19 protein-coding genes are annotated in these 20,204 nt (G+C 64.4%); 13 read left to right on the top strand and 6 right to left on the bottom strand.

Annotated elements, in window-relative coordinates; translation table 11 throughout:
- Positions 1 to 4: 4 nt before the first annotated feature.
- Entirely contained in the window at positions 5 to 3,757 is a 3,753-nt protein-coding gene (locus BDD21_RS14715) for a conjugal transfer protein TraG N-terminal domain-containing protein (RefSeq protein ID WP_120797782.1), read from the top strand.
- A 76-nt stretch (positions 3,758 to 3,833) separates the two neighbouring features.
- The gene (locus tag BDD21_RS14720) at positions 3,834 to 4,151 is read left to right on the top strand and encodes a hypothetical protein (RefSeq protein ID WP_120797783.1); all 318 of its coding nucleotides are present in this window, start codon (positions 3,834 to 3,836) and stop codon (positions 4,149 to 4,151) included.
- On the opposite strand, the gene BDD21_RS14725 is transcribed toward BDD21_RS14720, so the two are convergent.
- The gene (locus BDD21_RS14725; RefSeq protein ID WP_120797784.1) at positions 4,152 to 4,592 is read right to left on the bottom strand and encodes a YqaA family protein; all 441 of its coding nucleotides are present in this window, start codon (positions 4,590 to 4,592) and stop codon (positions 4,152 to 4,154) included.
- Between the two features lie 309 nt (positions 4,593 to 4,901).
- Here BDD21_RS14725 and BDD21_RS14730 point away from each other — a divergent pair, with 309 nt between their 5' ends.
- Positions 4,902 to 5,438, top strand: coding sequence for a GNAT family N-acetyltransferase (locus BDD21_RS14730; protein WP_120799939.1), 537 nt, complete (start codon positions 4,902 to 4,904; stop codon positions 5,436 to 5,438).
- Positions 5,439 to 5,504: 66 nt separating this feature from the next.
- Here the strand turns inward: BDD21_RS14730 and BDD21_RS14735 are convergent, their stop codons facing one another.
- The 4 genes from BDD21_RS14735 to recD2 all read right to left on the bottom strand — a co-directional run bounded on the left by BDD21_RS14735 (position 5,505) and on the right by recD2 (position 10,009).
- On the bottom strand, positions 5,505 to 5,903 hold the full coding sequence (locus BDD21_RS14735) for a hypothetical protein (RefSeq protein ID WP_120797785.1): 399 nt from the start codon (positions 5,901 to 5,903) through the stop codon (positions 5,505 to 5,507).
- Positions 5,890 to 6,459 (bottom strand): XRE family transcriptional regulator, encoded by a 570-nt coding sequence (locus BDD21_RS14740; protein ID WP_147431089.1) that lies wholly within the window; start codon positions 6,457 to 6,459, stop codon positions 5,890 to 5,892. The genes BDD21_RS14735 and BDD21_RS14740 overlap by 14 nt, the downstream gene beginning before the upstream one ends.
- Positions 6,460 to 6,599: 140 nt before the next feature.
- Complete coding sequence (locus tag BDD21_RS14745) at positions 6,600 to 7,400, bottom strand: TIGR04255 family protein (protein WP_211335064.1); 801 nt, start codon at positions 7,398 to 7,400, stop codon at positions 6,600 to 6,602.
- Between the two features lie 419 nt (positions 7,401 to 7,819).
- Positions 7,820 to 10,009: an SF1B family DNA helicase RecD2 gene (recD2, locus tag BDD21_RS14750; RefSeq protein WP_120797787.1), complete on the bottom strand. Its 2,190-nt coding sequence runs from the start codon at positions 10,007 to 10,009 to the stop codon at positions 7,820 to 7,822.
- A 153-nt stretch (positions 10,010 to 10,162) separates the two neighbouring features.
- Here recD2 and BDD21_RS14755 point away from each other — a divergent pair, with 153 nt between their 5' ends.
- Positions 10,163 to 10,630 carry a lysozyme inhibitor LprI family protein gene (locus BDD21_RS14755; protein ID WP_245969617.1) on the top strand — a complete coding sequence of 156 codons (468 nt, stop codon included), beginning with the start codon at positions 10,163 to 10,165 and terminating at the stop codon, positions 10,628 to 10,630.
- 117 nt (positions 10,631 to 10,747) lie between these two features.
- Positions 10,748 to 11,356 carry a DODA-type extradiol aromatic ring-opening family dioxygenase gene (locus BDD21_RS14760; RefSeq protein ID WP_245969618.1) on the top strand — a complete coding sequence of 203 codons (609 nt, stop codon included), beginning with the start codon at positions 10,748 to 10,750 and terminating at the stop codon, positions 11,354 to 11,356.
- A gap of 214 nt (positions 11,357 to 11,570) precedes the next feature.
- Here the strand turns inward: BDD21_RS14760 and BDD21_RS27485 are convergent, their stop codons facing one another.
- Positions 11,571 to 11,879: a hypothetical protein gene (locus tag BDD21_RS27485; RefSeq protein WP_147431091.1), complete on the bottom strand. Its 309-nt coding sequence runs from the start codon at positions 11,877 to 11,879 to the stop codon at positions 11,571 to 11,573.
- 296 nt (positions 11,880 to 12,175) lie between these two features.
- Between BDD21_RS27485 and BDD21_RS14770 the strand changes: the two genes are divergently transcribed.
- The 8 genes from BDD21_RS14770 (at position 12,176) to BDD21_RS14805 (ending at position 20,124) form a co-directional block, all read left to right on the top strand.
- Positions 12,176 to 12,556 carry a MarR family EPS-associated transcriptional regulator gene (locus BDD21_RS14770; protein ID WP_120797789.1) on the top strand — a complete coding sequence of 127 codons (381 nt, stop codon included), beginning with the start codon at positions 12,176 to 12,178 and terminating at the stop codon, positions 12,554 to 12,556.
- A gap of 143 nt (positions 12,557 to 12,699) precedes the next feature.
- Complete coding sequence (locus BDD21_RS14775) at positions 12,700 to 13,398, top strand: hypothetical protein (protein ID WP_120797790.1); 699 nt, start codon at positions 12,700 to 12,702, stop codon at positions 13,396 to 13,398.
- 251 nt (positions 13,399 to 13,649) lie between these two features.
- Positions 13,650 to 14,093, top strand: a complete 444-nt coding sequence (locus tag BDD21_RS28680; protein WP_245969620.1) for a hypothetical protein — start codon at positions 13,650 to 13,652, stop codon at positions 14,091 to 14,093.
- A gap of 42 nt (positions 14,094 to 14,135) precedes the next feature.
- Entirely contained in the window at positions 14,136 to 14,468 is a 333-nt protein-coding gene (locus BDD21_RS28685) for an RpnC/YadD family protein (RefSeq protein WP_245969622.1), read from the top strand.
- A 268-nt stretch (positions 14,469 to 14,736) separates the two neighbouring features.
- The gene (locus BDD21_RS14790; RefSeq protein ID WP_120797792.1) at positions 14,737 to 16,179 is read left to right on the top strand and encodes a nucleotide sugar dehydrogenase; all 1,443 of its coding nucleotides are present in this window, start codon (positions 14,737 to 14,739) and stop codon (positions 16,177 to 16,179) included.
- A 161-nt stretch (positions 16,180 to 16,340) separates the two neighbouring features.
- Entirely contained in the window at positions 16,341 to 17,393 is a 1,053-nt protein-coding gene (locus tag BDD21_RS14795; protein WP_120797793.1) for a Gfo/Idh/MocA family protein, read from the top strand.
- A gap of 45 nt (positions 17,394 to 17,438) precedes the next feature.
- On the top strand, positions 17,439 to 18,029 hold the full coding sequence (locus BDD21_RS14800) for an acyltransferase (RefSeq protein ID WP_120797794.1): 591 nt from the start codon (positions 17,439 to 17,441) through the stop codon (positions 18,027 to 18,029).
- A 280-nt stretch (positions 18,030 to 18,309) separates the two neighbouring features.
- Positions 18,310 to 20,124, top strand: a complete 1,815-nt coding sequence (locus BDD21_RS14805) for an ABC transporter ATP-binding protein (protein ID WP_120797795.1) — start codon at positions 18,310 to 18,312, stop codon at positions 20,122 to 20,124.
- Positions 20,125 to 20,204 lie beyond the last annotated feature (80 nt).

Genomic DNA, 20,204 nt, shown 5'->3' on the forward strand with positions numbered 1-20,204 from the left:
AGCCATGTTCGAGATTTCTTCCATCGGCGACGCCGCCTACCTCGCCGCCGTCCTCAACGCCGTGGCCATGCTCATGGGCACCGGCAACATGAGCCAGCTCGCCGGCGTGGGCTTCCTGATCGGCGTCATCTTGGTGACCTTCCAGGGCCTGGTGCAGGCGCGCGCCCCCCAGTACCAGCAGATGCTGATCGCGCTGGTCATCTATCTGGGCATGTTCGGCCCGAGTGCGCGGGTGAGCGTGGAGGACCTCTACTCCGGGGCGGTGCACCGGGTCGACAACGTTCCCCTGGGCGTGGCCGCCGTGGGCTCGGCGCTCTCGCAGGTGGGCTACGGCGTGACCCGGCTCTTCGAGCAGGCGTTCTCCACCCCGGCGATGACCGATTATGGCTTCGCCGCACCCCTGCAGATCCTGCAGAGCGTGCGCGCGGGGACCCTCTCGCGCGCGCGGCTCGGTGCGGCCAACAGCCCGACACCGGGTGCGGACATCGAGCGCTCCTTCGTCAACTACATCGCCGAGTGCGTGCTCTACGATGTCGACACCGGACAACGCTCCCTGGACAGCGTGCTGCGCGATCCGAGCTGGACCGGCGCGCTGGCGGTTGCCAATGCGATGCCGACCACCGAGCTGTGGTTGGGCGGGGCCCCGACGGTGAAGGAATGCGACGACGCTTGGGCGGATCTGTCCGCCTACACCACCACCGAGTTCCTGCCGGCGCTGCGCGGCTCGCTCGCCGCCACCCTCGCCGTGCAGGCCGGGGAGGTGGACAACGCCGTGCAGACCGCGCTGGATGCCGTCGCCGGCGCCGGGGTGGATGCGCAGAACTACATGGTGATGTCGGTGGCGGCGAGCGTCCTGCCCAAGGGCGAGGCGCAGGTGTGGGAGGAGCTCGGGCGCTGGGAAACCGCCGCGACCATCACCCAGGCCGCCCAGCAGCGCAACACCCAATGGGCCGCCGAGGAGACCCTGTTCGCACGCATCGTGCGCCCCATGATGACCTTCTTCGAGGCGTTCCTGTTCGCCGTCTCCCCGCTGATGGTCTTCGCCGTCGGGCTCGGTACGATCGGCATCCGGATGATCGGCAAGTACCTGCTGTTCGGCCTCTGGATCCAGCTCTGGCAGCCGATCCTCGCGGTGATCAACCTCTACATCATCCTGACGACCCAAGGCAAACTCGACGCGCTGAGGAACGCCGGGATGGGCAACCTGGAGCTGCCCTCGATCTTCGCGCTGTGGAAGCTCGACTTCATCCTCTCGGATTATCTCGGGGTCGGCGGGATGCTCGCGGCGAGCACGCCGGCGATCTCCTTGATGCTGATCTACGGCTCGGCGGTGACCGCGACCCATTTGGCGGGACGCCTGCAAGGCGGCGACCACGTCAACGAGAAGATCGCGAGCCCCGATGCGGTGAATCCCGCGGCCGCCCTGTCGATGGGGTCGCTCAAGACCCATGCCCCGCTCACCGGCACGACGACGCCGAACGCCAATTCCGTGCTCTGGTCGGCGGATGTCGGGCGCTCCATGCAGGACAGCGTGCGCTCCGGCGAGCAGGCCGTGCAGCAGGCCAGCTCCCGTTTCTCCTCCTCGCTGGCCGGCACCGCGAGTGCGTCGGCGTCGCGGTCCGGCGAGTCCTTTGCCTCACGGTCCATGAACTGGGACTACGGGGCGACAGGAAGTGCGACCGATCGCGCGATCATGAGCGAAGCGCGGGGGCTTACGGAGAAGTATGAGCAGAGCGGGATGAGTACACAGCAAATGGCCGGCATCGTCTCCGGAGCCATCGCAGCGAAGGGCCGCTTGGGTGGCGATGAGGGCAGCCTCGCGGGTGATCTCTCGACCCAACTCCGAAGCCAGTACATCACCGACGTCAAACTCGCCGACACGATGGCTGCCGATATCGCTCGCCGTGTTTCGGGTGATTCCGGCTTCGAGGCGCGTCTTGCCGAATCGATCCGCGCCGACTCCCAATCCGGCAGCCGCAACGTCTTCGCGGAGCGGCTCTCCAGCGACGAAAGCGCGCGGTTGGAGAAGGACGCAGCCGATGTGGTCTCCTCCTCGCGTTCGCTGGAGCGCGAGCAGTCGCTGGCGCGACGCTACGGCGCCATGGGCACCTACGGCGCCGCCGAGATCGGCAATGCGATTTCCAACGATCCGGAACTCATGGATCGGCTGCACCGGGAAATCGACCGACGCAATCTGACCGGGGATCACCAGCAACTCTCGGGCTCGTGGGCTTACGCCCGGAACCTCAACCGCGACGCGGCGAGCGCGGCGGCAGGTGTGGCGCTGTTGATCGGGCACGCCGAGGGAACGACCTTGCGGCGATTCACCCCGGCGGAGGCGCAGAGTGCGAAAGAGGCCGGATACGGCATTCTGGCGGACACGTTCGGAACACACGCGCCTGCGATCAACCCGCACGACAACGCTGATCTGCGCGAGTCCGCTCCGCACTTCGGAGCCGCGCGAGGTGCGGTCGAAAGCGTCGGTTTGCAGGATCCTCGCGACGACGTCGCAGGCCTGCGCGGCGACATCGAGGCGCACGGGCGTTCGGTCGAGACCCAGTATAGGCCGAGTGCCGCCGACAACTTCCATGCCGCCAACCGCGAGTCTGCCGCAGAGGGCCTTGCCGCCCGACAGGATCAGGTTCGCGAGCAGGTTCGCGAACGCATCGGGTCGGAGATCGACCGGCGGGCGATCTTGCCGCGTCCCGCAGCGCAGGCCCTCCACAACGAAGTCGGGGGCACCTTCGTGAAGCTTGCGGAGACCGGGGCCTTGGCCAGCGCCGGGGCAACGGCTGCTCTGGGACAGACCGTCGCGGCCGCGAAGGCCTTCGGCTCCACCCTGGCGAGCGGAGGCGATGTCGCCGCGGCGGTCGCTGCCGGACGGGAGGCCGCAGGGGGCGAGGTCGGCTGGACGCAGGCACGGGGCGCCATGATCGACGCCCGTCTGCAGCAGGTTGCCGGCCACGGTTTGACGGATGCCCAGCAGACCCTGTTCCGGGAAGCCACGACGTCCGTGTTTGCCTTCGCGCCGAGCGCTGCGCAACAGGCGGCCCGTCAAGCGGTCATCGACGAGGCCGGAGGCGGGGCGAGGGGTCAACATATGGCCGACCTCGTCGAACGTTCCGCGGTGTCGCGCGACGACAGCGATCTGCGCCTGATCGGCACCTACAATGCGCAAGGCATCGGCTCAAAAAAAAAGACTGATGGACTAAGCGGCGCTTCCCGGCCAAGCGGAACCCCGGTCACGGAACGCAGCGTGACACCGGGACCGCGCGGCGAGGTGCTGGATCTGCTGGCCCAACCGGAGTCTCGCGGCAACTACAACGCCTGGTTCGGCAAGGCCGATCAGAGCGCGATCGACCTGACCCGGATGACGGTGTCCGAGGTACGGGCGCTCCAGAGTCGACTCTTGGAGAGCGGAAACGGAGGGTCGGCGATCGGTCGCTATCAGATCATTCCGAGCACGTTCGATGGGTTGATCAACCGGATGGGGTTGACGGGGGAGGAACTGTTCAGCCGTCAGCTCCAGGATCGGATGGCGTTGCGACTCGCAAACGATGCCGGCATGAGCAGTTGGCTGCGTGGCGGGATCAGCGATCACGACTTCGCCCACAACTTGTCCCGCATCTGGGCCGGGCTACCCAAGGATGCGTCGAACGAGAGCTTCTATCAGAAAGACGGTGTCAACAAAGCCCACATCGATTACGGTGTCGTTATCGCAACACTCGGTGAGATTCGCGGGCGATCGGGATCCTGAAATGTCGTCTCGTCCCGGGCGAACGGTGAGGGCTACCCGCCCGAAACAGGGCGCGGCAGAGTATTGGAGGTTGGTCATGAACAGCAGTGAGCGTTGGGCGCGAGCATTCGGATCCATACCATCGAGGGTGTGGTGGATCATCTGCACGCCCGTTATTTTTGCTCTCTTGTTTCTCCTCGACAGGCATTTAGGTATGACGTCGTTGTTGGTCGGGATGGTCGTCCTGGGGTTGACCTTTCCGCGGGAAAAAATGAAGAGACAGACGATCAAGCGAAGCAACGACTTCTGGATCAATCCTTCGACCGGAATGATGATGGATTCGGCCGGCGGCGTGGATTCGTCGGGTTATTTGTTCGGCGAAGACACTTCAGTGGATTACCCCGATCACTCTTGATCAATACGGCCATCCCAGCACGAGCGAACTCAAGACGAGATAGCGCCCGCCCTTGGCGAGCGTGACCAAGCCGAGGAAGCGCCAGAGGGGCTCGCGCAGGACACCGGCGATCAGGGTAAGGGGGTCGCCGACGACGGGGACCCAGCTCAGCAGCAACGACCAATGGCCGGTGCGTCGATAGAACCCCCGGGCCTGAGCCAGCCGATGCGCGCTGACCGGAAACCAGCGTCGACGACGGTACCGTTCCAGGCCGCGTCCGAGGGCCCAGTTGACCACCGCGCCGAGGACATTGCCGATGGTCGCCACCGTCAGCAGCGCCCAGACCGCATGGGCATCGGCGAGCAACAGCCCGACCAGCACGGCCTCGGACTGCAACGGCAGCAGGGTCGCGGAACCGAGCGCGGCGAGAAAAAGACCGAGGTAACCAGGGAGTCCCGCCATCAGGGGAGTAGGGGCGCTCCTGCGGGGTACTCGGGTCGCTCTGCGAAGGTATTGCGATCAGCGATCATCGGGGTGAGGCATATCGTCGATCTGCTCCTACCGATTGGCGGTGGTGCCGAAGCGCATAAGCCGCAGAGGATGCTCATCGAGGATCGACATCGCGATGACCGCGACCGGATACTAGACCCCGTGGGCCTTCCGGCCGACGGCTGCGTCCGCAAAGGCCACGCCCTCGAACGCGTGAGCCGAGACCGAAGACGCACGCGTCGGACAAAGACCGTTGGTTTGCGAGCAGTGGAGAACGGGATCATGACATCGAACATCAAGATCAGGAACGAGACGAACAACGATATTGCCGCGATCGCCGAGGTGACGGTCGCGGCGTTTCGGGACCTTGAGATCAGCAACCAGACCGAACACTTCATCATCGACGCGCTCCGCGCCGCCGAGGTCCTTGCACTCTCGCTCGTCGCGGAGGTCGATGGCCGTGTCGTCGGCCACATTGCCTTCTCGCCCGTCACCTTATCGGACGGCACACGGGATTGGTACGGACTTGGCCCGATTTCGGTCTTGCCCCAGGTCCAGCGCCGAGGGATCGGACAAGCCTTGGTGCGTGAAGGCTTGTCGCGGCTCAAGCGCATGCAGGCGCGCGGCTGCTGCCTGGTGGGGCATCCGGAGTACTACCGAAGGTTCGGGTTCGAGAACTGTCCGCAGCTCGTCTTCGAGGGCGTTCCGCCTGAGGTCTTCTTCGCAGTGTCCTTCGACGGGACGATGCCGCGGGGCACTGTCGCGTTCCACAAGGCATTCGCAGCGGTTGGCCGGTCGTCGCGCGCAAACGAGGTGTGACGGGGCGGGCGAGGGTAAGACGCGCGCGGCACCGATCGAAGCGGACCCTTCCAGGGATGAAAACGGCTATTCATCGCGACTGGAAAGGTGGTCGATGTCCAACGGATCGCTCTCCACGTAGTCGCGGGCCGTTAGGTCATCGAGTGTGAGTACCGCGCCGCCGACCTCGCCGAAGCGCCCCCTCACGGGAACGCGCTTCAACCAAGCCTGGAGGAGGACGTCCCAGCCCTGCCTCTCGAAGGTCGGCTGATCCTCGTTCCGGATGAACCAGAACATGAGCTGGACAGACTCCGCATCCCACGAAGGGGCAGCCCGAACTGCCGCAGCGGCCGCGTCTTCCGTCAGCGGAGCGTCGGGCGATACGCGGAAGACGAACCATTGCTCGCCGAGAACACAATCGCCCTGCCGCCACCGTTGCAGTGCATCGTCGATCTGCGCCCGACCGTCGGCGTCAAGAGGTTCCAAGCCGCTTGTTCCTCACGGCGCGAGCAGCCCGTGCTCGGTCACGGTTGCGATGAACGCGATCTTGTTGCGCGTCGACCAGTTCCTCCGGCGGCAGAGGTTTCCGGTCCGCCTGAGCTGCGGCAGTCAGCTCTGCGAGCGCCGGTCTTGATCGAGCCGTGCCAACGCTCAGAATCGCACGGGCCTCTTCGAATCGCTTCGCGCTCAACAAGGCGAACGCGGTCGTTCCCTCTTTTGCCGCGAAGAGCGCTGCGCGGGTTGACCGCGCGTCGCTGCGGTCTGCTGCCCTGATCACGTCCAGCACCTGCATCAGCCGCTGCTCGTTGTGAGCGTTTAGAGGTTTACCGCTCGCCCAGAAGTGTATGCTTCGCCGCGATACATCGAAGATCTCACCGAGCTGTTCCCAGGTCAGACCCGAGATCCGACGTAACTCGGAGATCGCCTGTCGTGTCGCCTCCGCATCACTGGTGGTTTCGACACGCTGTTCCCAAACACGTCCGCTGGCCGTCGCCTCAGGCTCGCGGACGTAGGGCGCCTCCCAAAGACGGGTAGGCTCCATGGACGAGGTGCCGGGAGCCGAGAGTGCTCCACTGACAACGATCACCAAGAGCGGAGGCACACGCTCGCGAATGCCGCCAAAGCCGGTCGCGTCCGGACGCGGACGCATTCGTGCCGTCTCGAAAGCAGGGGGCTGTGAAGTCATGGTTGACCTCCGTAGCGCCGTAGAAACGTATCGGTTACTACCCAGCGAAAGACGCTGTAGATGCGCTCTGCGAATCCTCGTGCCAGCTGCACGGTCGCGTCGACATCGAGTTCTCTCGTTTCCGCTTGAAACGCGTCGATATCCAGCAGCCAACTCGGTTCGTCGATAGCATCGACAGCAGCCGGATCGACCGTTCCGCGCGCGGGAACGAGCCCCCAGCGCGCCGTCAATTGTCCTGCGTTGTCAGGCAGAACGAATACCGCCTCGGAAATCGCGTGATAGGCGTAGGAAGCCAGAGACGTCGAGAGAATGCCGCTTATCTCCGGGCGCACAAGCTGTGTCAGGTCGCGAAGGTTGTCGCCGGTCACGCGGTCGATGTAGCGCACACCGAGGCGATCGATCATCTTCGGGTTTACATAGGCGACCAGCGCATCAAGCACACGCTTCAGCCGGTCGAGGAAGTCGTCGCGACTTGTGTAAAGGCTGGTTTCCAGCGCGAGGAAGTCGGGGGCCAGCGTGACACGCCACGCACCACCGGCATCGTGGAACCGCCATAAGGTGTTCTCGCGGGTGTCCGTCATGCCCTGCTGTCCGAAAACAATGCTACGGTTTTGCTCGGGCCTAAGGACCGGATATTCGGCGCGGACTGCCTCCTGGAACGGCGCCATAAAGTCGCGCTTCTCTACGGACGCCACCAGCGGGAACTGCACTTGAGCGATCACGCGCACCAGAGGGGCATCCCTGAGCACCACCTCGGCTGGCGGTGGGCCCGTCAGTGGGGTCTCATTGGCAGTCACGGCGGGGCGCCTCCTCTATCGGTTCCAATCTCCAAGGGTCTCTGGATCGAAGGTAGCGCACACTGGCTAAATTGTGAAGTTAAATGTGAAGTAAGGGTGAACAGATTGCGTGCTGCCGACCGTGCTCCGACTCTTTTCGACTGGTAACCTCTTGTTGTGATGATTCTCCCGGCGCGGCCAGATGCAAACTGACCTTCGTCACCGACGCAGTTTCTTCGAGCGCATCATTACCCGCATCGGCCAAGCCGGGGCCTCAACGTCCGATTTGCCGGAGTCGGTCGCGTCTCTTTCGCGAACCCGACTCGGAGCGCTTCTGCCCGAACCCCGGCACTCCTCAGGCCCGGATCGGATCGGACCAACCGCGCAATCGCCCCCGATGCGCATCGCAGGCCCCGTGCTCCAGGCTCAGATTCTCAGGCTTACCCCTCCGTCAACCGCTCCCGCAACCGCGTCAACCGCCCGGCCCCGGTCTGCTTCACCGCCATGGCGAGCGCTCGGGGCTGGGCGATCAGCACCACCAGACGCTTGCCGCGGGTCACCGCGGTGTAGAGCAGGTTGCGCTGCAGCAGGGTGTAATGCTGGGTCGCCAGCGGGATGACCACGGCCGGGTACTCCGAGCCCTGGGCCTTGTGCACGCTGGTGGCGTAGGCAAGCGCGAGGGCGTCGAGCTCGGCGGTCTCGTAGGCGACGGGGCGCCCGTCGAAGTCGATGGTCAGGAGCCCCTCGTCGAGATCGATCGTGCGGATCCGCCCGATGTCGCCGTTGAAGACCTCCTTGTCGTAGTCGTTCACCAGCTGGATGACTTTGTCGCCCGGGGCGTAGGTCCAGCCGAAGCGCTCGATGCGCGGCTGTGCGTCGGGATTCAGCGCCGCCTGCAGGGCAACGTTGAGCGCCCGCGCCCCGAGACCGCCGCGATTCATCGGGGTCAACACCTGGATGTCGCGAACCGGATCCAGGCCGAAGCGCGCCGGGATGCGCTCGGCCACCACCCGCAGGAGCCGCTCGTGAATTGCCTCCGGGGTGTCGACCCGGATCAGATGAAAGTCGCTGTCCGGTCCGTCCGGTGCCGCCGGCTCCGGTTGGTGACCGGCATTGATGCGATGGGCGTTGACGATGATCCGCGAGGCGGCGGCTTGGCGGAAGATCTCGGTCAGGCGCAGGGTCGGCAGGGTGCCGGAGGCGATCAGGTCGGCGAGCACCGCGCCGGGTCCGACGGAGGGGAGCTGATCGACATCCCCGACCAGCAGCAGCGCCGCAAAGCTCGGCACGGCGCGCAGCAACTGGTTCATCAGCACGATGTCGACCATCGAGGTCTCGTCGACCACCACCAGATCCGCCTCCAGCGGATGCTCGGCATCGCGCTTGAAGCCCATCACCTGCGGATCGAACTCGAGCAGCCGGTGGATGGTCTTGGCCTCCCGCCCGGTCGACTCGGAGAGCCGCTTGGCCGCGCGACCGGTCGGGGCGCACAAGAGGACCTCCACACCCTTGGCCGCGAGGATCCGCAGCAGGCTGTTGACCACCGTGGTCTTGCCCACGCCCGGACCGCCCGTGATGATGGCGACCTTGGCGTCGAGCACCGTCGCGACCGCGGTGCGCTGCGAGGCCGAGAGCACCTGTCCGGTGCGTGTCTCCACCCACGGCAGCGCCTTCTCGGCGTCGATCGGACCCCAGGGCGGCGGATCCTGCGCGAGCCGGCGCAGATGACCGGCGACCCCGCGCTCGGCGCGCTGCAGGGGCGCGAGAAAGAGGGCAGGGCGCTCGGCGATCGTCTCGGCGACCAGGCGCTCCTCGGCCAGCTCGCTGTCGATCGCCGCCGCGATGATCGGGGCGGGGATCTCCAAGAGGCGCGCGGCCTGCGTGCTCAGCTCATCCCGCCAAGCCGCGCAGTGGCCTTCGGTCGAGAGCTCCTGGAGCACATGCCGCACCCCGGCTTGTGCCCGGATCGGCGCATCGCGCGCGATGCCGAGGCGCTCGGCGATCGCATCCGCGGTCTTGAAGCCGATGCCCCAGATGTCGAGCGCCAGGCGATAGGGATTCTCGCGGACCTTCTCGACCGCCGCGTCCCCGTAGGTCTTGTAGATGCGCACGGCGCGTGCCGTGCCGACCCCGTGGGACTGCAGAAACACCATGATCTCGCGGATCACCTTCTGCTCGGCCCACGCCGAAGTCACCCGCTGTTGGCGCTTCGGACCGATCCCCGGCAGTGCGAGCAAGCGCTCCGGGGTCTCCTCGATGACGGTGAAGACGTCCTCGCCGAAGGCCGCAACCAGGGTGCGGGCAAAATGCGGTCCGATGCCCTTGACCATCCCCGAGCCGAGATAGCGCTCGATCCCCTCCAGGCTGCGCGGCGGGACGATCCGCAGGTTGGTCGCCTTGTACTGCAGTCCGTGTTGCCGATCGTTGACCCAATGCCCCTCGGCTTCGAGATGCTCGCCGGGCGAGACGCTGGCTGCGGAGCCGATCAGGGTGACCAGATCGCGCTGCCCGCGGACCTGTACCCGCAGCACGCAGAAGCCGCTCTCGGGGCTATGGTAGGTGACGCGCTCGACGGCACCGCTGAGCGGCTCGGTCGGGGCGGGCGATGCAGGCGGCGAGGGGGGATTCATCGCCGGATTGTAGACCCGACGACATGTTCCAGGGTCGGGACGGTAAGGCAGTCGTTGCGGCGCAAGAAGACGTCGCCGCGCGCCACGATGATCCCCCTCCCTTGTGCGAATCTCGACGATTCTGCCCTTGGCGTCCCGACCCCGAATCGATCAGTGTTCGACGAACGTCGTCCCGTTCCAACGCAGCGGATTCGGGCTGCCGCCGTCGGACGTGAGCGCGATGACGGGGGGATCGCCCCCACCGATTTTCTGTCCGTGCTGTTGGCGGTCGCCGTGACTCAGGCGCAGACCCAATTCGATCTGAACCTGGGTGCCTGTGCCGAGCTGGACGCAGCCGATGCCGCGCTGAACCGTGCTTATCAAGACATCCTTGCGCGCTACCGCGGCGAGACGTTGTTTCTCGCCAAGCTCAAGACCGCGCAGCGTGCTTGGATCGCCTTTCGGGACGCCGAGCTGGAGGCGATCTATCCGGCCGCCGAGAAGCATATCGAGTACGGCTCCATCTACCCGATGTGCCGGTGCACCGTACTGGCCGATCTGACGACCCAACGCACCGAGCAGTTGAGGACGTGGCTGGAGGCGGAGGAGGGCGATCCCTGCAGCGGCAGCCGCCGGCCCTAGCTCGCGCGGAACGGCTCATGCGCCGGCGCCCGTCGGGCCGAGCGTGTCATCGGGTTCGGTGTCATCCCCGCTCGAACTCGACCGCGATCTGATCCTGATCCAACGAGGCCGATGCCCATGCCTGCAGAGATCATCACCACGTCCGCCCCGATCCGGATGCCGAGCTGGTACATTCCGCATGGTGCCGGGCCCTGTTTCTTCATGGACTGGCATCCGCCGACCGCCTGGGAACGCATGGCCGGATTTCTTCGCGGCCTCGCCGCGACCTTGCCCGCCCGACCGCGAGCCATCGTCGTGGTTTCGGCGCACTGGCTGGCGCCCGTCTTCGGTGTGACCGCCAACGCACGCCCCGACCTGATCTACGACTACGCCGGCTTTCCTGCGCACACCTACGCGCTTCGCTACCCCGCTCCGGGCGAACCCGCCTGGCTGCTCATCATCGGCAGCGGGATGAGCTTCCACAACATGCGCGGTTACGGCGATCCGCGCTACGGTTCGATCTCCGACGACTTCGATCGTTGGCTCACCGCCGCGGTCGAGGCCGAGCCGATCCGCCGCGCGCAAGCGCTGGCCGGGTGGGCAGACGCACCCTCGGCACGTCTTTCCCATCCGCCGGGGGGCGACGAGCATCTGCTGCCGCTGATGGCGGTTGCCGGTGCGGCCGGCGACGATCACGGTCGGCGTGTCTTTACCGATCGGGTGCTTGAACCTAGATCCGGCAGTTGACCGCTTCGTGCTTCATGCAAGGCTTTGACTGTCTTGAAGATCGCGGTCGCCCGAGGGCTCACCGGCCGGGTGAAGGCCGCTACGCCCCCTGGAGCACGCCCCGCGCGGCGCCCGACTGCGTTGCAACTCGTTGGCGTAGAACCACTACGCCGCCTCGTTGCGCCTTGCCGGACACCGCGCGGGACGCACTCCAGGGGCCGTTCAACTGCCGGATCTAGGTTGAAACGCGCCTCTCGGCCTTTTGTTTCGGGTGAATCCAAGAAGCCAGCGACTCGCCCAGTTCCGTCAAGCGGCGTTGCAGCGTGCGGTGACTCACGCCAGCGGTAAAGACGCCGTGCAGATGCTCGATGCCGATCCCGTCGGCTTGACCGACGATCTCGAGCTCGATCCGTTCGTTCAGATCCGGCGGGTGTTTTTTGGGTATGACATCACGTCTTTTTACCCGACGACCAATGAACGTAAGGACAAACAGGGAAACATCTGCTTTGCACGACGGGGACATGACGACTTTGGACTCACACACAGTGCTGGATCCTTGTTGTCGCGGTATCTCTGATATAGGATGCACCCGCCTTCCGGTTGATGCCGAAAGACAACGCAATTTCGCCAAGTTTTTGTTTTTGATGCCTATTCATGACGGGGTAGGGCGGTAGCGTGCCCGAAGGCGTTGTTTGCAGGTCGCACGGGTAGGCGTTCATCGCCGGCCTGGGTGGCCGAAAAGGCATTTGGTCCAGCCCCGAACTCCACCTGTTGTTGCTCTCGCGCGGCCCCGAGTGTCGAGCCGCTCCGCAACGCGCCCGATGATCTCGCCGACGACGCATGAAAACCGGAATCCTGTCCGACGATCTCGTTCTGAACGCCATCCGGCTGCTGCAAGACAACCCCGAGGAACAACAGCGCACGCTCGCCAAGGCGCTCGGGATCAGCCTGGGTAAACTGAACAATTGCTTACGTGTCCTGATCCAACGGGGTTGGATTGAGATGCAGGTCAACCCCGAGAGCTCGGGAAAACGCCGCTACTGCTATCCGCTGACCCCTTTGGGATTTGAGGAGAGAGCGAAGCTCACCACCCGCGTGCTCGAGAGCAAGGAAGCGGAGTATGTCGCGTTGCAGGCCGAGATCGAGCGCCTGCGCGCCGAGGTGCTGCAGCAACGTCAGCATTGCGCAACGTCTCGGTTGGTGGCAGAAAACCATGAATGACCGGCTCGATCCCGCACTCGATCGGCAAGAGCTGCTGCACAACCAGCATGACCCCCGGCGCTTCGAGCCTCCCGAGCGCAGTCAACCGGGACACTCGGACTCCCTCAACCCGACCCGCCGCCCGAGACCAATCGAACCAGGGCATGCCTACCAGCGGCTGGTACGAATACTATGTCGTCGACCCGGACACGCGGGCGCGCTCCCTGGCGCTCGCCGTTTACAAGCCGTGCGATGCCTTTCCCGAGCATGCCGTCCATGAGTGCGCACTGCTCCGTGAACAGATCGCGCGCAACCACGGGCGACTGCCTGTCGAATGGCTCGACGATCTGCTGCGCGAGCAGCTCGGGACGCTCTACGGCTTGCTTCCGCGCGGGTTCTCGGTTGCGGCCTTTTTATTCCTCATCCTGCGGGCCCAAGAGGACGCCCCGGAAGGGGAGCGGTTTCGTGCCCCGGCCCCGGAGGAGCCGCTCCGACGTGCCGTCGCGGAGGCGATGGACGCGCATGGCTTTCAGCCGTGTCGGCACGTCGATCCGATCCTCGATCAAGTGCTCTTCTACGTTGCGACCGGGCGGTTCGTGCGACCCTGGAGCCACTTCGCCAGGACATGGTCCGTGCTGAAGTGGCTCCAATACCTCACCCAACAGACACTTCGCAACGAGATGGGCTTGACGGTGGGCCGGCTCAAAGCGCCCCGGCCTGTGAGCCTGGTCGCACGTTTCTTCATCCACTGCGATCCCGTGGACCCGTTCAGCATCACCCGCTTGTCCATCAAGCTGTGCGATCCCGACCCGAGAAGCTTGCTAGATGATCCAGAAGACATACATTCCGGGTACCGGGACTAAGGTGCTTTCCGGGAAAGCACCTCATCACGGTACCCGCCCTTGAACGCAAACAAAATTCCCCGGGGCGTGAATCCGACCACCGGACAGCCTGACCGCTGACCGACGCCTCGCGCGACGACTACGACAGCCCCTGGAACGAAGCGCTGGAGCGGTACTTCCCGCACTTTCTCGCGCTCCTGTTCCCGCGGAACCATACTGCGATCGACTGGTCGAAAGGCCATGAATTTCTCGACAAGGAACTGCAACAGGTCGTGCGCGATGCCGAGACCGGCCGGCGCCATGCCGACAAGCTGGCCAAGGTCTACACGCGCGAGGGCGCCGAGACCTGGGTGCTGGTCCACGTCGAGGTCCAGGGCGATGCCGAGGCCGGCTTTGCCGAGCGCATGTACGTCTACCATGACCGCATCTTCGACAAATACCGCACCGACATCGTCAGCCTCGCCGTCTTGGCCGACGCCACCGCGCGTTTCCGCCCGAGCGCCTACGCCCGCGAGCGCTGGGGCTGCGCGTTGGACTTTCGCTTTACGACGTGCAAGCTGCTGGACCTGAACGCCCGTTGGGCCGAGCTGGAGGCCGATTCCAACCCCTTCGGCCTGGTGGTGATGGCGCACCTGAAGGCGCAGGAGAGCAAGGACGGGCCGGCCCGCAAAGGCTGGAAGATGCGCTTGGTGCGCCTGCTCTACCAACGCGGCTAAGGCCGCGAGGACATCCTGGATCTGTTTCGCGTCCTGGATTGGATGCTGCAGTTACCGGATGGATTGGAGCAGGAGTGCAGGCGCGAGCTGATTGCTTTCGAGGAGCAAGCCAACATGCCCTACATCACCAGTATCGAACGCCTCGGTCGCCAGGAAGGCCGTCAGGAAGGCCGCCAAGAAGGCCGTCAGGAAGGCCAAGCCAACATGCTCTTGAGCCTGCTCGCCATCAAATTCGGTCCCCTCGGTGAAGCGGATCGCCAGCGGGTGCTCGACGCCGATGCGCAGACCCTCCTGGAATGGTCCACACGCCTGCTGACCGCACGCAGCTGCGAGGACGTCTTCGGTGCCGGCCCTCGACCCGACTCGGAACACTGAGCCGGGCTGTCGACCGAGGCACCGATCGCGTAGGTCGGGTTAGACGTGCCGGCACTGCGGGCGTTGATAACGAAGAGGTTGGCGCGCGCCGTAACCCGACATCCGGCGATGCCCTGTCGGGTTACGCTGCGCTAACCCGACCTACGGCGAATACCTGCACAGTCTCTCCCCGGGCGTGTCGCTCCGACGCTCCGCGTCCCGAGCCCTAACCCCGGGCGTCCGCACCGCGCCCCCGAATCCGGACCCACAGCCAAAGCCCCGAGCACATATGGACCAAGACCTCGCCCATCTCACGGACCCCGACGCCCCCATCGCCATCATCGGCCTGGGCTACGTCGGCCTGCCGCTCGCCGTGGAATTCGCCAAACACCGCCCCGTGGTCGGCTTCGACATCAACCAATCCCGCATCGCGGAGCTCAAGGCCGGTCGCGACAGCACCCGCGAGACCAACCCCGAAGACCTCGCCGCCGCCCGCCACCTGACCTACACCAGCGACCTCGGCGCCCTGTGCCGCTGCCGCATCTTCATCGTCACCGTGCCCACCCCGGTCGACGACTACAAGCGGCCCGACCTCACGCCCCTGATCAAAGCCTCCGAGACTGTCGGCAAGGTGCTCAAACCCGGCGACCTGGTCATCTACGAATCCACCGTCTACCCCGGCTGCACCGAGGAAGACTGCGTTCCCGTGCTTGCCCGCGCCTCCGGTCTGACCTACCTCCACACCGACCGCCGCACCGCAGCACCCGAGACACCCCCCAACCCCGACCGCCGAGCATCCGCCCCAGCCGTAGGTCCGATGAGCGCCGGCGACATCCCACACCCCGCCGAAGCCACGGAAAAGGCACCAACCCCACCCGAGGACAACGGCTTCTACTGCGGCTACTCCCCCGAGCGCATCAACCCCGGCGACCACCAACACCGCCTCACCACCATCAAAAAGGTCACCAGCGGCTCCACCCCCGCGATCGCCGCCATCGTCGATGCCCTCTACAACGACATCATCACCGCCGGCACCCACCCGGCCAGCAGCATCCGCGTCGCCGAAGCCGCCAAGGTCATCGAGAACACCCAGCGCGATCTCAACATCGCCCTCATGAACGAGCTGGCCCTGATCTTCGACAAGCTCGGCATCGACACCCTCGAAGTGCTGGAAGCCGCCGGGAGCAAATGGAACTTCCTCCCCTTCCGCCCCGGCCTGGTCGGCGGACACTGCATCGGCGTCGACCCCTACTACCTCACCCACAAAGCCGTCGCCATCGGCTACCACCCCGAGGTCATCCTCGCCGGGCGCCGCATCAACGACCGCATGGGCGCCCATGTCGCCGAAACCGTGGTCAAGCTCATGCTCAATAACAGCATCGGCGTCTGCAACAGCCGCGTGCTGGTCCTCGGCTTCGCCTTCAAGGAAAACTGCCCCGACCTGCGCAACACTCGCGTCATCGACATCATCCTGGCCCTGCGCGAGTACAACATCGCGGTGGACTGCTACGACCCCTGGATCGACCTCACCGAGGCCAAGCACGAATACGGCCTCGACTGTCTGCCCGAGGCCCCGGAACCCGGCACCTACGACGCCGTCGTCCTCGCCGTCGCCCACCGCGACTTCGTCGAGACCGGCGCGCCCGGGATCCGCCGCTGGGCCAAGCCCAAGTCGATCCTCTACGACGTCAAATCCGTGCTGCCTGTAGACGCGGTTGACGGTCGCCTCTAGCGCAATGAGCGCAGCGCTTTTTCTACATACACCGTGTAGGGGCGACTTGAGTCGCCCCTACACGGTTAGCACCATTCACCGGGAAAGTCCCTCGATCTTTCCATGTCTTCCGTGTCTTTCCGTGGCAAAAACCCACCTGAACCCATCCAGGCGCAATCCCGATGCCCCCATCCATCACCGACCGCAAGATCCGCATCGCCGTCCTCGGTTGCGGACGAATCTCGAGGAATCACTTCGGCGCCATCGAGAAGCACCGTGATCGCCTGGAGCTGGCAGCCGTCTGCGACACCAACCCGGTCACACTCAAGGCGCACGCCGAGACCTTCGCTGTTCCCGGCTTCACCGATCTGAGCCAGATGCTCCAAGAGGTCACCCCTGATCTGGTCGCCATCTGCACCCCCAGCGGCCTGCACCCGGATGAGGCCATCACCGTCGCCCGGCACGGCGTGCATGTCATGACCGAGAAGCCGATGGCCACCCGTTGGCAGGACGGCCTTCGCATGGTCCGCGCTTGCGACGATGCCGGCGTTCATCTCTTCGTCGTCAAGCAGAACCGTCGCAACGCTACGCTGAAACTGCTCAAGCAGGCGGTCGAGCAGAAGCGCTTCGGCCGCATCTACTCCGTTGCCGTTAACGTCTTCTGGACCCGTCCTCAAGACTACTACGACAGCGCCAAATGGCGCGGCACCTGGGAGTTCGACGGCGGTGCCTTCATGAACCAGGCCAGCCACTATGTCGACCTGCTCGACTGGATCATCGGTCCGCTGGAAAGCGTGATGGCCTACACCGGCACCCTGGCCCGCAACATCGAGGTCGAGGACACAGGTGTGGCGGCCCTGCGCTGGCGCAGCGGCGCCGTCGGCACGCTCAACGTCACTATGCTGACCTACCCGAAAAACCTCGAAGGCTCGATCACCATCCTCGGGGAGAAGGGCACCGTGCGTATCGGCGGTGTGGCCGTTAACGACATCCAACACTGGGAGTTCGCCGAGCCGCGCCCGGAGGACGAGGAGGTCGCCCAAGCCAGCTACGCCACCACCAGCGTCTACGGCTTCGGCCATCCGCTCTACTACGACAACGTCATCAACACCCTGCACGGCGAGGCCGAGCCCGAAACCAGCGGCCGAGAGGGACTCCGAAGCCTCGAGCTACTCATAGCCATGTACCTCTCCGCCCGCGACGGCAAACGGGTCGCGCTCCCGCTCGAGTATTAGCGGGGGATTTTTAGCCACGGAAACACACGGAAAGACACGGAAAAAATGACCATCACCATCCACCCCACCGCCATCGTCGACGAAGGCGCCCAGATCGGGGAGGGCTCACGCATCTGGCACTGGGTCCATATCTGCGGCGGCGCCAAGATCGGCGAAGGCTGCTCCTTCGGCCAGAACGTCTTCGTCGGCAACGACGTCCGCATCGGCAACAACTGCAAGGTCCAGAACAACGTCAGCATCTACGATGCCGTCACACTCGAAGACAACGTCTTCTGCGGCCCCAGCATGGTCTTCACCAACGTCCACAACCCACGCTCCGCCGTCATCCGCAAGGACGAGTATCGCCGCACGCTTGTTAAGAAAGGCGCGACCATCGGCGCCAACGCCACCATCGTCTGCGGCGTGACCCTCGGTGAATACGCATTCATCGCCGCCGGCGCCGTCATCACCAAAGACGTGGAACCCTACGCCCTCATGGCCGGCGTCCCCGCCCGCCAAATCGGCTGGATGAGCCAACACGGCGAGCGCCTCGACCTGCCCCTGATCGGCACCGGACAAGCCAAGTGCCCCGCAACCGGCTTGGCCTATCGCCTGGACAACGGCGGCCTTGAAGTTCTAGGCGATATGCCAGAGTGAACCGTCGGGGCTGAGCAGGGCCGTGTAGGGCGTGGAGGGGCGACTTAAGTCGCCCCTCCACGCCCTACACGCCCTAAAGGAACACCCAGACCAAAAGCGTATTCCCGGAAATCGCCTGGGGACACCATCGAATAAACCCGACCCGATAATATCGCCACGGCGCCCACGGAACACCCGGACCAATCCCAACAAAAATTTCCGTGTCCTTCCGTGCCCTTCAGTGGCAAAAACAAACGTCCCATTGCCCCGCCACTCACCCGAAAGCCCCGAACCGTCGACAATGCATCAAAACCCCATCCGCGATATCCCGCATTACCTACGCGTCTACCAGTCCTACCTGGGCGCGCGGATGTATCTGGTATTCGCCCTCACCCTCGCAGCGGTTTTCGCGGAAGGCCTCGGCCTCCTCATGCTGCTGCCCTTGTTGCAGGGCATGGACACAGGCGCTGCAGCAGACGCCGAACCTACGAACGGAATCGGCAAGTTGCTGCACGACATGCTCGCCGGATTCGGATGGGCCGACTCGACCGTCGCCATCATCCTGATCATCACCATCGCATTCATCGTGAAGGGCTCCTTGCTGTTCGGTGCCAACGCATTCAACGCAGTGCTCCGCGCACAACTCCTGCGGGAACTGAAGGGCCGGCTGTTCGACGACTACAGCCGTATGAGCTACCGATACTACGCCGAGCGCGATACCGGATACTTCATCAATGTGATCAACACCCAGATCACCCAGATGCTCAATTCGTTTCGATCCCTGATGCAATTGGGTTCCCAATTGGTCTCCGCGGTGATCTACATCGGACTCGCCTTCGTCGTCACCTGGCGCTTCGGTCTCATGGCCTTGCTGATCGGCCTCGTATTGCTGTTCCTGTTTCGCTGGCTCAGCATCTACGTGCGCAAGCTCTCGCGTCGAAGCGCCACCGAGAACGGCCACCTCTCCAAGCTGCTCATCCAGTTTCTTAACGCCTTCAAATATCTCACCGCGACCGGGCAGGCCGCCCATGTGCGCACCACGGTCATGGCATCCATCCGACGTCTTACCGAATACGAGATGCGCCGGGGAATCGCCGAGAGTTTCACGACCGCCGTGCGTGAGCCGATCACCGTAGTCTTCATCATGCTCATCGTACTCGTGCAGATGGTTGCACTGGGCCAACCCCTGGCGCCCATCCTGGTCTCGATCCTGCTCTTCTATCGCGGTCTGAACACCATTTTGTCCCTGCAAAGCAGTTGGCTGGCCGCGCTGGGGCAAATCGGCAGTCTGGAGATGGTTCGGGACGAATTCGCCGCCCAGCGTCGTCATAAGGAGCCAAATTCATCCCGGACTCTGAGCGACTTAAGTCAAGGCATCAGCCTGCGCAATCTGCACTTCAGCTATGCCCCGGAGCTCGCCCCTGTGCTGAGCAACATTAGTCTCGATATCCCGGTGAAGACATCGGTCGCGCTGGTCGGCGAGTCCGGCGCCGGTAAATCCACGATCGTCGACCTGCTGACCCTCATGCTCAAGCCCGATCAGGGTCAAGTCCTCATCGACAGTGTTCCGGGCGATCAGGTCGAACTCTCTAGTTGGCGACGTCAAATCGGCTATGTCTCGCAAGAAACCGTCATCTTCGACGACACCATCGCGAACAACATCTGCATGTGGGACGGCGACACCAGCACGGATTCAGCCTTGCTCGAGCGCGTACGCTCCGCGGCTCGCCAAGCCTACATCGCGGATTTCGTTGAAAGCCTGACCGAGGGCTATCAGACCCTGGTCGGTGATCGCGGGGTTCGTCTGTCCGGCGGTCAACGCCAGCGCCTGTTCATCGCCAGGGAGCTGTTCCGCGAGCCCAACCTGCTGATCCTGGACGAAGCCACCAGCGCGCTCGACACCGAGTCCGAGCGTTACATCCAAGAAAGCATCGACCAGCTCAAAGGCCGGATCACCGTCATCATCATCGCCCATCGGCTCTCGACCATCCGGAATGTCGATTACGTTTATCTTTTCGACCGTGGGCGACTGGTCGAGCACGGACCCTATCAAGAGCTCCGCGACACCGAGGATTCGCGATTCGGTCGGCTCGTCGCATTACAGTCTTTATACTGACAAGATCTCTTTAAAATCATCTCCCTACCGGATATTCGGGGAATGATGTCCCGATATGTAGGGGCGACTTTAGTCGCCCC

This window comes from Thiocapsa rosea (genome assembly GCF_003634315.1).
Lineage (GTDB): Bacteria > Pseudomonadota > Gammaproteobacteria > Chromatiales > Chromatiaceae > Thiocapsa > Thiocapsa rosea.

What these genes read in the sequence shown, in the direction of transcription:
- BDD21_RS14715 (WP_120797782.1), top strand. Translation starts at nt 5, where the DNA reads ATGTTCGAGATTTCTTCCATCGGCGACGCCGCCTACCTCGCCGCCGTC.
- BDD21_RS14720 (WP_120797783.1), top strand. Translation starts at nt 3,834, where the DNA reads ATGAACAGCAGTGAGCGTTGGGCGCGAGCATTCGGATCCATACCATCG.
- BDD21_RS14725 (WP_120797784.1), bottom strand. Translation starts at nt 4,592, where the DNA reads ATGGCGGGACTCCCTGGTTACCTCGGTCTTTTTCTCGCCGCGCTCGGT.
- BDD21_RS14730 (WP_120799939.1), top strand. Translation starts at nt 4,902, where the DNA reads ATGACATCGAACATCAAGATCAGGAACGAGACGAACAACGATATTGCC.
- BDD21_RS14740 (WP_147431089.1), bottom strand. Translation starts at nt 6,459, where the DNA reads ATGGAGCCTACCCGTCTTTGGGAGGCGCCCTACGTCCGCGAGCCTGAG.
- recD2 (WP_120797787.1), bottom strand. Translation starts at nt 10,009, where the DNA reads ATGAATCCCCCCTCGCCGCCTGCATCGCCCGCCCCGACCGAGCCGCTC.
- BDD21_RS14760 (WP_245969618.1), top strand. Translation starts at nt 10,748, where the DNA reads ATGCCTGCAGAGATCATCACCACGTCCGCCCCGATCCGGATGCCGAGC.
- BDD21_RS14770 (WP_120797789.1), top strand. Translation starts at nt 12,176, where the DNA reads ATGAAAACCGGAATCCTGTCCGACGATCTCGTTCTGAACGCCATCCGG.
- BDD21_RS14775 (WP_120797790.1), top strand. Translation starts at nt 12,700, where the DNA reads ATGCCTACCAGCGGCTGGTACGAATACTATGTCGTCGACCCGGACACG.
- BDD21_RS28685 (WP_245969622.1), top strand. Translation starts at nt 14,136, where the DNA reads ATGCTGCAGTTACCGGATGGATTGGAGCAGGAGTGCAGGCGCGAGCTG.
- BDD21_RS14790 (WP_120797792.1), top strand. Translation starts at nt 14,737, where the DNA reads ATGGACCAAGACCTCGCCCATCTCACGGACCCCGACGCCCCCATCGCC.
- BDD21_RS14795 (WP_120797793.1), top strand. Translation starts at nt 16,341, where the DNA reads ATGCCCCCATCCATCACCGACCGCAAGATCCGCATCGCCGTCCTCGGT.
- BDD21_RS14800 (WP_120797794.1), top strand. Translation starts at nt 17,439, where the DNA reads ATGACCATCACCATCCACCCCACCGCCATCGTCGACGAAGGCGCCCAG.
- BDD21_RS14805 (WP_120797795.1), top strand. Translation starts at nt 18,310, where the DNA reads ATGCATCAAAACCCCATCCGCGATATCCCGCATTACCTACGCGTCTAC.